We start from the raw sequence: 14,941 nt of genomic DNA, 5'->3' as shown, positions 1-14,941 counted from the left end.
CATTATATCCATATCCTATTTTAAAATTTCTAATATTTTTTAAAGATTGACAAATTATTGCAACTCTACTAAAGTTAAAGCATAGTATTGGTAGTAAGAAAAAACCCTTAACATATAAAGAGTTATGAGGTATAAATTGGTTTATAAGAAAAAGGCAAAAAGTAAGGTAAAACAAACCGTTACATTGACATCGTAAAGGTCAGAGGTTTAATCCCTCTATCACCCACCACCATATCTCCAAGCTTTTCATAATCTACTAATTTTACCTCCCTACTCTGTATGCTGCTTATATGCTCCTCACATTTTTAAAAATACTGCTTTAATTGCCTTATTACCTCGATTAAACCTGATGTTTAAGTTGAGGTCTTATGCACACTATATGCTCATCGCATTTTACTAATGATTGTGCAACGCATAATTTTGATGATCAAAAGCAAATAATTTTCTATAATTTTGTTGGCAATTTTATTCCTCCTGAATGGAGTAATCTCTCATCTCATAACGGAAAAATATTAAGTAAAACTGCAAGACAGCTTCTATCTCTAATAGTCTTCCGCATGCAAATCTACTATAACAATAGTATCGACGAACTTCAGGAAACCTATCATTTCTTTCAAGAATCCTTAGGTGTATGCCAAGAACGTGTACGACAATGCTTACTTGAGTTACAAAAAAGTGGCTTTATTAGCGTTTACAATGCAACAATCGTAAAATATGGCATTAAATGCCGTAATACTCCTTGTATTAAACTAGCTAAAAATTTTCATCCATTTTCTCAAAAAAATACTCTTGAAAATGAAAAAAATTTTGGCTCAACCCCCAAAAAGTTTGGACCACTCTATATATATAGATAATAATAAAAATATATCTAATAAATCTAGATGTAGTGAATCTACAATTTTTCCAAATCAACAAAAGCCAACTCTGCACGATCAGAAATTACTACAAGATCAATAAACACCAAATCTTGCACAAGAATTAGAATTTAAAACAATAAGATCACCAAATAATAAACAAAAAAGTGAAAATACCGAAACAGCCAAAAATAATTTTGTCATCGCTCCATTACAAGTTAGTAAGCCATTGCAAGAAATTCTTGATAAAATTGATAAGACAAGATGTAAGCAAGTAGCATTATCATCTCATAATAATCCAGCAGGAGAATTTGTAGAGAATAAGGGCTGGTTCAAAAGAAAAAAATTAATAGATTTTTATCCATTAAGCTAAGAAGATGGCAATTTACTTACAGCTCAAATCAAATAGAGAATTTAATCTTGATTCTATCAATCAGTTACTCTTAAAGCTTGCAGAAAAATATTCAAATCATCATTTTGGTCATAAAAAAGTGCTACTAGATTATATGGCTAAGGCATTATTTCATGAGTTAAGTGATGAATATACTCAAGCGAATCATTATGCTACTAAATCTCAATTTAGTAACTTCAATAAAGCTCAAGAGCAATATTTAGATAAGATAGAAAGCAGTCGTAATAATAGCAAACAAGCTCAACTAAAACGTAAAATAATCAGCATTTTTGATGCTAATACCGCTTATGACTTACTAAGTTCTTGCTGCTTTATTGGGGCAATTGATAATCAATACCAAATCAAACTACTTAAAAATATTACGCTTTCAGAAAATGCACAAGATAAAATACTACAGCAAGTACAAATGATCTATGGTCGTAGTATTGAGAAGTTGAAAATCATACCATTTTCTGAGCTTGAAGCGAAGCAGAATAATACCGAAGATGAAAAACAAAATTATCTATTGCAGCTAAGCAAACAATTAAATCCTGATTCAGTATGGTACAGGGCACGGAAATTTCTTATTGAACGTTATAACCAATATATTGATTGTGGGGTATTAAGTAAATTAGTAGTGGTAGAGGAAGATATAGTCAACCAAAAGGTAATCCTTAAATCAACAACGGCTTTTAATGATTATTATGTTAGGAATCGTCATATGCAAGATCTAGAAGAATCTTTTAAGACGCAAGATTATTGCTTTGAATTAATCAAGTTTGAATATAACTAAGCTATTGTGGTAATTGATAATTTGTAATAACTACTTCATCAGATATTTTATTGTGCTCGGGCATGGAATATTTAACCTTAATAATACTAATATTAAAATTTTTGTATAAGTTTCTAATAAAGGGAGTATTACTATTAGAAATCATTATTTTAATATTTTTATCATTAAGTTCTGTAGCAAAATCTTTAAGTCTCGTTTGTTCATTCTCATCAAAAGGTAATCTAGTATAAAACTTCTCACCTGATTTATGATAAGGAGGATCAAAATAAACAAAATCATTTTTTTGTGGTTCAATGAAAGAAAAATCTATAGCACAAATAGATGTGCCCGATAAAAGCTGACTACACTGTTTTAATCTAAAGGCAAGATCAGATTTACTATAATTCCTACCAGAGAAAGTTTGAGCTGGCTTTCCATCAATATTAATTCGGTAAATGCCTTTAAATGAATATCTATTAAGATAGATAAACCTTGCAGTAATTTTTGCTGGGTCATTACTGTCATTATTACTTCTAACTTGGTAATAATGCTCTTTAGAATGTTTTTCTTTATGAGAGTCTAATAGTTTACTGACCTGCTCTGGATTCTTCTTTATTGTGTTATAGGACGTTACTAGCTCTAGATTAATATCAGATAAATAGCATTGTTTAAATTTATCTCTAACTTGAAAAAATAAAGCTCCACCACCAAGAAATGGTTCATAGTAGTTGTTTAATTTTGCAGGAATAAATTTAATTAATTGATCAACTAATTATAATATAAAGTAGGCTTAAATGCCAGCAAAATACTATATTCAAAAGAATTTCTGATGTTTTTTGTAGCATAATTAATGCTACTTTGGATTTAGATGTAATAGATAAAGAGTTGAGCTAATAAACAATAGTAATTTAGCTGTGTCTCATTTGTGCAGCTGTTTGCCTAATTGTATAAAAATCTGTCAAAAAGCTTTTAAATCCTTTGTACTTCAAAGAATTGTAGTGATATCTGTCCTTGTTAAGAGCGGCCGTAGTGCAACTCTGGTTCAGAGGTTAAATTCAAGACTTCAATATTCTAACACTTTAACCTCTGAGCTGTTTTCTGAACTTTAACAGCAAGGAGATGCTATGACAATTAATAATCAAAATCAACCAAATAAAAGATTTACAGGAGTTTCGCACTTTGTAAAATTAGATAGAAGTATTTATAATACTTGCTACTATTAGTGGTAAATTTTATACAAAATTTACTATTTTTGGATTTATTTAGTGTATGAATATTGTAACTTATTCTATACAAGTGCGAAGCTCCTAATTTAAAAAACAATAATTTTAGTATAGTTGCGTCTCTTAATCCTTAAGGTGATCAAAAATATTTTTGCCGATTGTAGTCCACTGATCTTGGATATTAGGATTTTGTATTAATTTTTCTTTTAAAGAAACAAAAGCTCCTAGTAAACTGTTAGTGGGTAAATCATCAAGTTTAGCTTTCACAACTAAGCCGCCGATTTCAATTAAACGACGGGTACGAGTTTTTCTTTCTTGAATTTTAAGTCTTGCTTCTTCAGTAATAATTTTAGCTTTTTTTTGTTCTAATTTTAATCTACGTTTTATGACATTCTCCATAGAGATAGTTTTATTTTTGATTGTTATAATCATCATGAATCATCAATAAATTATGGAAGTCAACTGTATAATTATAGGTGCTAAGAAATTCTACAAATTTTTTTCTCAAACAGGTTAGTGCTGTATACAACTTCAAACTTGCAGAGTCTAGCATAGCAAGAAAATAACCAGCATGCAAAATCAAAATATCCCCATACCTAACCGAACCAGTAAACTAAGATCAATAGAAACAAATAAAGGTGATTGCTATTAATCAAAATATATAAAAAGGAGTAAATAAAGAGGTTGGTACTTGTTGCATAACAAAGTACCACGCAATATATAAACCTAAAGGTTTATTATTTACTTGCTGGTTCATATGTTTGAAATTCAGTGGATGATTTTAAGATTGCATAGTAATGTTATTCAGGATTGAATAAGATTGAGATTCACTAACCATGGCGATACAGTTTGCAAGAATAGAAATAGTAGGTAGAAGTGAAGGTAAAAATGCTTGCCTTAAAGCTGCCTATAATGCCAGACTGATTATTAAAGATGAGAGCACTAACGTTACTTACAATTTTAGCAAGAAAGGCGATAATGTTTACCATGCAGTTTTGTTACCTACTCGTGTAGATCAAAAATTCAAAGACTCAAGCGTCTTGACGAATGAGGTGGAGCGTATCGAGAAGAGAAAAAACAGTCAATTATTAAAAGATGTAGTAATAGCATTGCCTGATGATAAGGAATTAGATTTACAAGATAGAATAGCAATTACGCATGAGATAATCGAAGAAATGGCATGGGTTAAAAATGGCTTAGGGGTTCAGGTTGATATTCATCAGCCGCATGATGGAGAGAAGAATTGGCACGCCCATTTGCTTGTTACTACCAGAAAATTTACAGAAGATGGTAAATCTTTAGGAGCTAAAGCAGTAGATTTGAATCCTAAATTTGCCAAAGTAAGTGGCAAAGCTTTTATTATCCCAGAAGATAAAATAATTCATGAAAGAGCTAAAGAAGTAATTAATAAATATTTTGCTAAGTTAGATTTAGACATCAGAGTAGACCCAATAAGTTTCGTGCCTCAGCAGCATGTTGGTCCTACTAGAATGAGAAATATTATCAATGAAATATCTGAGCAAAATAAAATATGTAAGCTTGCTCATCTTGAGATCATCAAAGGAGCGGATGGAGTACTTAATCGCATTATTCGTCATCAAGCTATTTTTACTAAATTCGATATAGAAAAAGCAGTTAAAGAGATTCCAGCAGAAGCAGAAAAATCAAAACTACTAAGGGAGGTATTAAATTCCGATAGATTAATCAAACTATATAATGCAGATGCTACTGATACTAAATACTATACTACTCACGACGTAAGAGAAGAAGAATTAAGGATAGTTAGAATAGCAGATAAGGTAAATAGCCAGATTCATTTTAATAACGTTATTAAGCTTAAAAGTGATATCGCAAATATTACCAGTGTTAATGAAGCACAAAGAGCAAGCCTGCAACATATTTTAATTAATAGTCAAGGTATTAGAATCCTTCGAGGTAGAGCTGGCACCGGTAAGTCACAAGTACTTGCTGAAGTTTATAAAATTGCCACTAATCATGGGCAAAATGTTATAGGGCTTAGCCCTACTCATAAAGCAGCATCAGAGCTTAAAAGTAAAGGTTACCGGAAGTGTCATACAGTAAAAGGATTTTTATTTAAATTGTATAATGGTAAAGCTAATCTACCAAGAAATACTACGCTAGTAGTAGATGAAGCAGGGATGGTAGGTAATAGTGATTATTTAGAATTACTAAAAGTAGCAAGGAGTAATAATTGTAATCTGATATTGGCTGGAGATGAGAGACAACTCACTTCCGTTGAGCGAGGAGGAATGTTTACAGTATTGGCTAGTAAATTTGGCTCATATGAATTAAGTAACATTAGAAGACAAAGCAAGGCATGGGCAAGAGAAATGGCTTAATGCTTTGCAAAATCAGATATTGCTGGTGGCCTGCAATTACTAGAACAGCATAAATGTTTAAAGATTGATCATACGCTAGAAGAATCAATGGTAAGATTAATTAACGATTGGAGTAACAGCAAATTTGCTCTGAATGAGCGTTTAATAATTACCATGCGTAATGCTGAAGTAGATAGTATTAATCAAGGGATCAGGGAGTTACTAAAAGCTAAAGGCTTACTTACCGCTTACTTACCGGTAAAGAATATAGAGACTATATTTCATCTGAAAAGCATGAAGATTATATGGCAGGAGATCGTATTTTGTTTAAAAGTACAAATAAAGATTTACAAATAGAAAATGGTGAATTTGCAACGATAACTCTAGTCAGTAACGATAAGTTTGTTGCTAAAACAGATAGCGGGAAAGAAATAGAATTTAATCCTCAAGATGTAAGCTTTAAACATGGCTATGCTTCTACAGTGTATAAAGCACAAGGAGCCTCAATTAAAGATGTCTATGTATTACATAATTTAGCAGGAAATAGCAGAAATTCTTATGTAGCGATGACGAGGCACATAGAAGAGGTAAAACTCTACTATAATAAGGACAGTACAAGAAATATAGCAAGTTTAATATCACAACTTAACAAAATAGATAATAGGCTATCTAGCATTAATTTTAAAACTTTAGAAGAATTAGTAGCGATTCAAGATCAAGAAAATAAGAGTCCTAATATTATAGATAAAGTAGGTAATTGGTTTAAAGGGGTAGTAGAAGATATTAAGGATAGATTACATAGTAATGATAACTATTACCACTTAAGAGTGAAGTTAGAGCCACCTGCTAAAGTAGCAGAGATCCTAGGAAGTACTAGCACAAATCTTGCCACAAGCCATAAAGTCCAAGAAGAGCCAAAAACCTCTTGTGATAACCTTAAGCATCATAATCAAAAAGATACAATAACAAAGATTAAGTTGCAAGAGGATGTTATGGCAAAGAATAAGATAGACTATCATGCTATTAACAAACAAGAGACAGTAGCATTAAAGCAAAGATTAGCATTTAAAGCTGAAGAAATAGGAAGAAATTTGTTAGGCAGTCCAAATAAGCATTTGTCAGATAGCCAGTTACTTCGCTGGGGAGAAGATGGTAAGATAGCGATGAAGATAAATGGCAGTAAAGCTGGCATATGGTATGATTTTAGTAAAGAAGAGGGAGGAGATTTATTTACTTTAGTACAACGAGAAAAAAATTGTGATTTTGTAGAAGCTAAGAAATATTTACAAGATATGGTTAGTATATCAACCAAAGTAGATGAAGCTCTAGCAGTAAATTTATCAACAAACAAAAAGCGGCAAATTAAGACTCAAACAGAGCAAGAATCTGAAATGGCAAAAATTAAGAGGGCAGAAATATTATATGAAAAATCAGATTCTATAAAATATTCTATGCCCAATAATGTAGCAACAAGATATTTATCAGAACATCGTGGAATTGAAAAAATATTAACAGGATATCAATTAAGTAACGATCTTAGAACCAATATGATGTGGGATAGTAATAGCAAACAATATTATCCTGCATTAATTGCTTTTGCTAGAAATAAAGATGGTAATATTACTGGTGGACAATCAATTTATTTAAACAAAGACACAAATAATAAAGCTAATATTGAGGTTAATAAACGTTCATTTGGTAGAATCAGAGGTTCTTTTGTTGAGATTAATAAAAATAACGAACAGCAGAACGTACAAAGCAGTAAAGATGGCAATAATTCAGTTAGTAATATAACGATTATAGCAGAAGGGGTAGAGACAGCTTTAAGCATTGCAGAAGCTGGTATTAAGGGCAAAATTCTTTGTAGTTTAGGTGTAAGTAACATTAGGAACTATGAGCCTATCAAAGGAGAAAGAATAATAATTGCTGCCGATAATGATGGCAAAGACGCAGTATCAGTTAATACTGTAATTAAGGCTCAGGAAGAATTAATTAGGCAAGGAGCGACGGTAGCAATAATACGACCACCAGAAAAAGGCGATTTTAACGATATGTTAAAATCCCAAGGGGTAGAATCTATAGACAAGCTTATAGAGCCTGAAATAATAAAATTAACAGCAGCTAGCAATGCAATAGAACTTAAATCATCATTGAAAACAAATGATAATAGAAAATCACAATTTCAGTCTATAGAATTACTATTTTCAAAATTTGCAAATAACGATAATAACGAACTAAATAATTTGCAGCAACAGCAAATAACAGCTCTAGCAAAGTTTGGCACAGAAGAAAATATCAATACCGCAATACAAATCTACAGAGAAAAAGGTATAGATTCTTGTATGCTCTACAGTAACAAGATTTGCATAGCAGCAATAGAGCAGAAGATAAAGAAAGATTTACAAATTATGCAGAATAAATTTGATCCTAATTATAATCTTGGTAATAACAGATTTTCTGATATAGTAGCATATGATTTCCAAGGAAAAAGTCATCTTCTCCCTGAAGATTATTTAGTAGCTATCGGCAAAGATAAGCAAGTCATGCAGTATATAAATCAAGCTTCAGAAATAGGTAAAGCAATAAAAACTGAGATTCAAAATGCTGCTGAGATCAAACTCAATCAAGGAATAAGAGTTTAAAGGTACCATTAAGTGGTACTGCTATACGAATTAAATAATAAAAGTTATATGGCAAAAAAATTAAAACATGATGCTTTAGTAAAGAAGATTCTAACTGAGAAGATAGCAGCTCAGGAATTTTTAGAACATTATTTGCCCTCAGATTTTAAGGAGTTAATAGATTTAAGAGAAATAAAAGTAGAAAAAGAGTCATTTGTCGAAGATGATTTAAAAAGAAAATATAGTGATATAATCTATTCGGTAAAAACTAGAGATCAAGAAGAAGCATTTGTTTATGTACTAATAGAGGCTCAATCTAGTTGTGATTATTGGATAGCATTAAGATTATGGAAATATATGCTATTGCTTTGTGAGCGTCATGAAAATAATAAGAATAAATTACCATTAATTTGTCCATTGTTAATATATAATGGTTCTGAAGTATATAATGCGCCAAGAAATTTCTGGGAATTATTTACAAAACCAGAGCGAGCGAAGAAACTAATGGTACAGGATTACCAACTAGTAGATTTGCAAAATCAGTCTGATGATGAAATAGAGCAGAAGAAACATCTTGGCATGATGGAGTATTTTTTAAAGCATATACACCAAAGGGACATGCTGAAACTATGGGATGAGTTTTTAATTAGATTTAAACCAAGTATAATAATGGATAAGGAATCAGGGTATATTTACTTAAGATCATTTGTATGGTATACTGATGCTAAGATCTCCGAAGAGAAGCAACAGGAATTAGAACAAATAATAGTTAAACATTTATCAACGGAAGAAAAAGATAATATTATGAGAACAATAGCACAAAAATATATAGATGAGGGCGTTCAGCATGGCATAATTCAAGGTATACAACAAGGTATACAACAAGGGGTTGAAAAAGGTAAAGCTGAAGGTCTTAAAATAGGAGAAGCTAAAGGTAAAGCTGAGGGTAAAGCTGAGGGTAAAGCTGAGGGTAAAGCTGAGGGTAAAGCTGAGGAAAGAGTAGAAATAGCAAGGAAAATGCTATCCCAAGGTTGTGATTTTTCTTTCATTTCTAGTGTTACTGGTCTTGAAGAAGCTTTTATTCGTTCTTTATCGTAAAATATTGTTGATATGATTTACTCTAGTAGTCGTTGATTTTAAATCGATAAAATTCGTAAATACTCAATTAAAAAAAGATATTTTTATAAAATTTTTTAATACCGTCTTAGTTACAAAGTTTACAATGCTAAATTAGCGATTTTAAGGGGTGTTATAATAAGATTTCTTGTGTTCAGGTATTTTCATATCAAGTAATAAAAATCTTTTAAAAATGCTATTATAATGATTTTTACATTTTTGGATTAAAATCAGTCTGTAGATTCATTTGCAATTTAGTAATAGGAACATTACCGACAAGTTTTACATAGCATGTAAGATCTGGTAGATTCATGATTTCAGATGGCATGACTAGTAATTTTTTCTTCTCAAGGTGATTGATATTGACTCCGTCACGCATAGTGTTAGCTCCATAAGATAGACTTTCTTGAGTTTCAATAATTTCTTGTTCACCAAGCATTAAAGCTGATCTATGAGCTGTTTGATAATCACTAACACGAAAAATAAACTTACTGCCAAATAGATCAAGCATTGAAGCTGCCCCTGCAAGACCATATATTTCTTCTAACTGGTAAATATTTTGCACTCCAGCAACAAAACAACCACCATATTTTCTGCCTTCCGCTAACGCTACTGACAAAGCTGGTATTTTTTGTAGTGATGGTAGCTCATCAATAATAAACCACATATTCTGGTTAGTATTATTAATGTTTCTATCCATTAATGCTTTTATCGCAATACTAATCCACGCAGCAATCAGTGGTCTTAAAGTTACCCTTTGATTAGGAGAAGCTGTAATAAACAGCCAGCCTTCTTCACTATTAAACCATCTTCTAATGCTAAAATTACCGTTAGGTTGTAAATGTTTTAATGAAGCAATATTCTTGCTAATTGTTGCTTGAATACTAGAAGATGTTTCAGGAGCACTACTGCTTATAATACTTGATACAGCGGTAGATTTAAAAATTCTAGCAAATTCTTTATTACTTGAGTAAGCTAAAGCACTAATTAACTTTTGAATATCTTTGCTATTTTGATATAGTTTTAATCCTTCAGCTAACACTAATTCAGCAGTTTTAGCAAAGAAATCATCTATCTTAAGGGTATAACTACTAAAACTACTAGCTATATCATCAAAGTCAGCAATCTCCTTACAATCATTCCATGGTAGCCAGCACTCACTCCCTAATGCAAACGGATTAAGCAACTTATCAGATTTAGGATCAAAAAACTTATTAAAGCTACCTGTTAAATCAACAATAATCGCTCTACCACTCTCTTTCCTAATCTGTGGTAATAGTTCATTTAACATATTAGTTTTACCACTACCTGTAGTACCAGTAATTAAGATATGTTTTCTTTCGCTATCTTTTACTAATGGTAATCCTGAAAATATAATCTTTGAAGCTTTATTGGACTTTTTAAGTATTTTAGCCAGTAACTTTGCTCCGATTAAATCTGAACCTCTGACTTTATCCTTGATAACAGCTTGTCTGCCTTTAAAAGTAAAAAAGATTATCGCAAGTAATGTCGCTACAACAAAAACAATAATAGTCTCTCCTAAAGAATCATATAATATAAAAGTCCACAATTTATTAATATTAGACCCATGAGGTGTAACATTCCAGAATTTATGAATAAATTCCTTAGCATTGCGATAAACCCAAGCTTTTTGTTCTATATAATAGAATTTGATTCCTATTTGCTCTAATGGATAAAAATGCTCTCCTATTACAAGTTTTAATTGTGTGTATCGCTCTATGATAAAATAATATAGGCTTATTAAAGATAATTGCTTCAATACTCTGAATATCAGCCAAATTATAGAAAATATTAATCCAGCCATGATAGAATTAATACTTCCTTGCCCAAGCATTCTCATTTGATGAGCAAAAATTTGAGAGCCACGAGTAAAATTATTTTGATTATAACGGCTCATATTAGTCAGGACTGCTGATAAGATTATTGAAGATGCTAATTGCTATAATCTCAACTAAGTTCAAGTTTATATATTATTTTTTAATATTTGTAATTTTTCTTCCAAATAATCAGCCATCAAATTATTGCCAATTATTTTTAAAGCTTTAATGATTGCTTCATATTCTGTTATAAGATTAGGCTTATATTTAATAGCTAAATCATAATTTTTGATAGCTTCCTGATATTTACCTAATTTATAAAGTGATTGTCCAACATTAAAATACTCTTCTGCTAAAATATTTGGATCTTGAATCGTGCTCTGTTGATCTATTTGTTGTTTATTAGATAAATTAGTTAAATCTTTTGCTAGAACAATATTATTATATATTAGTGGTAAGATAAATATTAATGCTAATTTTTTAAAATTTTTCATAAACTTATCCTTACTGCTTTTTATTTTTGTAATTTTATATTTCTTTTTTGTATAGCCTTATCACTAATAGCAAGATTATCTGCTACTTCTTCAGCTGTTCTGACAATCGTTGATTCAGGAGTGTTATTAAATTCATTCTGAATCTTCATTCTCTTATTATCCACTGTAGCAGATAATTGCTCAAGAGTCTTGACTTTTTCTGCTGTATGATTATCTACATTATTAATGTCCCCCTTCGGGGATAAGAAATCCCTCGCCTTCAGGCGAAGGGAAGATATAATGAAATTGCTTTAGCAATGAATTTATATCAAGAAACATGAGAAGTTATAGAAAGAATAGTCATAGTCAGTATGATTTAAAAGTACATCTTATATGGATACCAAAATATAGGAAGAGAGTATTGATAGGCAAAGTAGCGGAAAGGGCTAGAGATTTACTAAGGCAGATTTGTATGGAACATGAAGTATATATAATTTCAGGGAAAATATCATGTGATCACGTGCATATGTTTATCTCATATAAATCACAAATATCTCTTAGCAAGTTAGTACAGTATTTAAAAGGTAGTAGCTCAAGAATTTTATTGCAAGAATTTGCTCATTTAAGAAAACAATTTTGGGGCAATCATTTGTGGGCTAGGGGCTATATGGCGGTCAGTTCAGGTAATATAACTGATGAAATGATACAGCGCTATATTGATGAACAGGAAGGTGAACCTGTGAATGATGATCGATTTCTAATCGATTCCACTTTATAACCCCTCAGCTTATAGCTGAGGGTTCTTTAGTTAGCACTTGTTCTACACTTTGATTATCAATATCATGATTTCTATAATTTATGTCAGTTGCTTGGTCATTTAATATTTGAGTATTTTTATCAAAATCTGAACGTAAATTTTCTTTAGTTGGAATATAGTAGCTACTTTTAGAATTTAAGTTTTGTGGTATAGTATTATTAATTTTGGCTATATCTAAAGCGATTTGTTCTGCTTCTTGTTGTGAGTACTTGCCCACATAGCTGCTTGCTCTTTACTGCTTACTCCAGGAATATTTTTGTCAATTATGCTATTCAATACTGGTTCGTTTAAGTTGCGATCGATAGAAGCAGAGTTTTGTGATATATAGTTCATATTATAGCTTAATTGCTCCATATTTTGTTTGGTTTTTGCTATTTCTTGTCCCACAGATTGTTGCTCAGAGAAATTACTATTTAAATTATTGCTAAGTGAATGCAGATCACTATTTGTGTGACCTAACCTTCCATCTTTAGTAGCACTCTTAATCTTAGATAATGCCTCATTATATGATTGTTGTTGATTTACTGATTTTCCTTGCTCTAAAGCTTTTTTATTATCTGATTCAACGTTTATTCCTCCTATGCCAGGAATCTTGAAACCAATCTCAGCACTAGTACCAGTACTCTTCCTATTACTACTGCCAGTATGCTCAGTAGCAGAGGTGCTATCTGAATTCATCTGTTGCAATGCCAAATACTCACTATCAGTAATACCTATAGATTTTGCTTCTTCGTAGCTTAACCTTTTGCCTATTTCAGTTGCCATAGAATTTCCTGTAGTAGTTAAGTCACTATATCGATCATTGAGTGAGTCAAGATAACTTTGTGAGCTCATAAACTGAGATTGGTAACTATCCTGTAATAATTTAGAAGAGCGATAATTATTAACTAGTGAGTCAACTGCTTGAGTAAGTACCTGTCTGCCACTATCAGTACTAGTTACCCTCATTCCTCCATCATCAATCATTCCTCCTGCCATTTGCAGAGTTGGAGCAAGATTTTGCTGTGCAATGGTTCTGTTACCTATATTATAATTATCCATAGAAAGGTTATTATCAGCAATATTTGCCCCAATACTACTTGCAACTGGTACTGGCAAGAATTGGCTTGCAAGCGTAGTTGTAGCGTGAGCACAAGCCTTTAATACTGCCCAGGACAACATCGGTACTGAAGCTGCTAACATCTGAAACGTTGCATAGCAGTGCAAGATATTTTCTGCAAAACTCCCTTGTGATAAAATATTTAAACCGGTAAAATAACTGCCTCCTGATTTACCGGATAAACTAATCATGCCTAAACAATGAATTACCGTAAAAAACACTGGCCAGCTAGTGACCCAAATAATTAAGGTTATCCAGGTTTTAAAGATAGTATAACCCGAAGGCATCATTGACATTGGAAAAACTATAAAAATAAGACAAATTACTAAGGCAAAGAATACTGACTGCAAAATAAGCATTAGATTTGCTGCCATCTCTCCTGCAATAAGGTAGGAAAATGATTGCTGAAATAATCCTCTTGTCGCATTCATACTAACTAATTGAGGATATATTCTAGCAAGTGAGAATTTTTCTCTTAAATCATCATAAGCCTCTCGATAGCTATTTAATAGCATTGCTTGCCTCATCCACTGATGAATATCTGTTTGCTCTTTTTGCAGATATTTTAAAGTATCAGATGTCATGGCTTTTAATCGAGTTGCTAATATTTCTTGCCTATTAGACTGAAGTCCTATGCTATGAGCAAATTTAGTTAATAATCCATCATTTAATTCTTTATTAATAGCTGCTTTAATTAAAGGCGTTACTTGCTTGCAAGTTTTAAAAGAAATAGCAGAGCTAACTGGATCTTTATAATAAATACCAAAATTATTGGGCATATTTTGTTCGATAAAAGCAATTACATCACTTGCTCTTTGTGCTTCTGCTTTTTTACCTAAAATATTGCCAATAATGTAGGGTTTCATAAAGCATTGTCTTAAAAATTCCTTGCTATTTGTTAAGGTTACAGGATCTTCAATTTGAATGTCTTTGATTTTACCAATAGCTTTAGCACCAAACATAATACCATTCTTCCTGCTTGATAACCCATCGTCAGGTGGCAATAAATGTTTCTCTAGCATTTCAGATACATAGTAGCTTATTTTAGATGATACTGAAGCAAATAACGCAATACCTATAGGAATATTATCAATTTTCACAGGAACCTGCATGGAGATTTCATCTTTCAGCCACACATTGGTTTTAGGAGTAAATAAAAAAACAAAAAGAAATAAAGATGGGAAAAACCACTGCATAGCAAAAATGCCAATATTACCTCTAAAAATAGCTCTTGTTGCTGCCCAAATACCGCCAATTGTCAAAGCAAACTGACCTACCGGAGTAAAATATTCACTATTTGAGGCAAATACTCTGCCTATGCCATTAAATACTTGCCATAATATATCTCCGCCACCAAATGTATGTATTATGTAATCTGCCATATTTTATTATATTTAT

Annotated in this window: 12 protein-coding genes and 2 pseudogenes; 8 read left to right on the top strand and 6 right to left on the bottom strand. The window is 31.6% G+C overall.

What is annotated here, in order from left to right:
* Positions 1–368: 368 nt before the first annotated feature.
* From REIS_RS15570 to REIS_RS15560, 3 genes are all read left to right on the top strand, one after another.
* Positions 369–854, top strand: a complete 486-nt coding sequence (locus REIS_RS15570; protein WP_008579963.1) for a hypothetical protein — start codon at positions 369–371, stop codon at positions 852–854.
* A 229-nt stretch (positions 855–1,083) separates the two neighbouring features.
* A complete protein-coding gene (locus REIS_RS15565) occupies positions 1,084–1,227 on the top strand; it encodes a hypothetical protein (protein ID WP_008579962.1) in 144 nt (47 codons plus the stop codon).
* A gap of 4 nt (positions 1,228–1,231) precedes the next feature.
* On the top strand, positions 1,232–2,038 hold the full coding sequence (locus REIS_RS15560; protein WP_008579960.1) for a hypothetical protein: 807 nt from the start codon (positions 1,232–1,234) through the stop codon (positions 2,036–2,038).
* A 1-nt stretch (position 2,039) separates the two neighbouring features.
* Here REIS_RS15560 and REIS_RS12385 read toward each other — a convergent pair.
* Both REIS_RS12385 and REIS_RS03895 read right to left on the bottom strand, forming a co-directional pair.
* A pseudogene (locus REIS_RS12385) lies at positions 2,040–2,789 on the bottom strand (DNA adenine methylase); the annotation flags it as partial.
* A gap of 574 nt (positions 2,790–3,363) precedes the next feature.
* A complete protein-coding gene (locus REIS_RS03895; protein WP_008579956.1) occupies positions 3,364–3,639 on the bottom strand; it encodes a conjugal transfer protein TraD in 276 nt (91 codons plus the stop codon).
* A 437-nt stretch (positions 3,640–4,076) separates the two neighbouring features.
* Between REIS_RS03895 and REIS_RS17115 the strand changes: the two genes are divergently transcribed.
* From REIS_RS17115 to REIS_RS03885, 4 genes are all read left to right on the top strand, one after another.
* Positions 4,077–5,600, top strand: a complete 1,524-nt coding sequence (locus REIS_RS17115; RefSeq protein ID WP_371256138.1) for an AAA family ATPase — start codon at positions 4,077–4,079, stop codon at positions 5,598–5,600.
* Positions 5,601–5,687: 87 nt separating this feature from the next.
* Positions 5,688–5,936, top strand: a complete 249-nt coding sequence (locus REIS_RS17110; RefSeq protein ID WP_371256047.1) for a hypothetical protein — start codon at positions 5,688–5,690, stop codon at positions 5,934–5,936.
* Complete coding sequence (locus tag REIS_RS17105) at positions 5,885–8,221, top strand: toprim domain-containing protein (RefSeq protein WP_371256137.1); 2,337 nt, start codon at positions 5,885–5,887, stop codon at positions 8,219–8,221. The genes REIS_RS17110 and REIS_RS17105 overlap by 52 nt, the downstream gene beginning before the upstream one ends.
* A gap of 48 nt (positions 8,222–8,269) precedes the next feature.
* A complete protein-coding gene (locus REIS_RS03885) occupies positions 8,270–9,298 on the top strand; it encodes an Rpn family recombination-promoting nuclease/putative transposase (protein ID WP_008579954.1) in 1,029 nt (342 codons plus the stop codon).
* A gap of 229 nt (positions 9,299–9,527) precedes the next feature.
* On the opposite strand, the gene REIS_RS03880 is transcribed toward REIS_RS03885, so the two are convergent.
* The 3 genes from REIS_RS03880 to REIS_RS14125 form a co-directional block, all read right to left on the bottom strand.
* Positions 9,528–11,234: a type IV secretion system DNA-binding domain-containing protein gene (locus REIS_RS03880; protein WP_008579953.1), complete on the bottom strand. Its 1,707-nt coding sequence runs from the start codon at positions 11,232–11,234 to the stop codon at positions 9,528–9,530.
* Positions 11,235–11,300: 66 nt separating this feature from the next.
* Positions 11,301–11,648, bottom strand: a complete 348-nt coding sequence (locus REIS_RS03875; protein ID WP_008579952.1) for a tetratricopeptide repeat protein — start codon at positions 11,646–11,648, stop codon at positions 11,301–11,303.
* A gap of 20 nt (positions 11,649–11,668) precedes the next feature.
* Positions 11,669–11,812 carry a hypothetical protein gene (locus REIS_RS14125; protein WP_160142965.1) on the bottom strand — a complete coding sequence of 48 codons (144 nt, stop codon included), beginning with the start codon at positions 11,810–11,812 and terminating at the stop codon, positions 11,669–11,671.
* Between the two features lie 152 nt (positions 11,813–11,964).
* Here REIS_RS14125 and tnpA point away from each other — a divergent pair, with 152 nt between their 5' ends.
* Positions 11,965–12,405, top strand: a complete 441-nt coding sequence (tnpA, locus tag REIS_RS03870; protein ID WP_008579324.1) for an IS200/IS605 family transposase — start codon at positions 11,965–11,967, stop codon at positions 12,403–12,405.
* 31 nt (positions 12,406–12,436) lie between these two features.
* On the opposite strand, the pseudogene REIS_RS03865 reads toward tnpA, so the two are convergent.
* Positions 12,437–14,925: pseudogene (locus REIS_RS03865) on the bottom strand (conjugal transfer protein TraG N-terminal domain-containing protein); the annotation flags it as partial.
* Between the last annotated feature and the right edge of the window lie 16 nt (positions 14,926–14,941).

The sequence above is a fragment of the Rickettsia endosymbiont of Ixodes scapularis genome (assembly GCF_000160735.1).
GTDB classification, from domain to species: domain Bacteria; phylum Pseudomonadota; class Alphaproteobacteria; order Rickettsiales; family Rickettsiaceae; genus Rickettsia; species Rickettsia tamurae.
The sequence above is the reverse complement of the archived record's forward strand: the minus strand, read 5'-3'. Positions and strand labels throughout refer to the sequence as shown.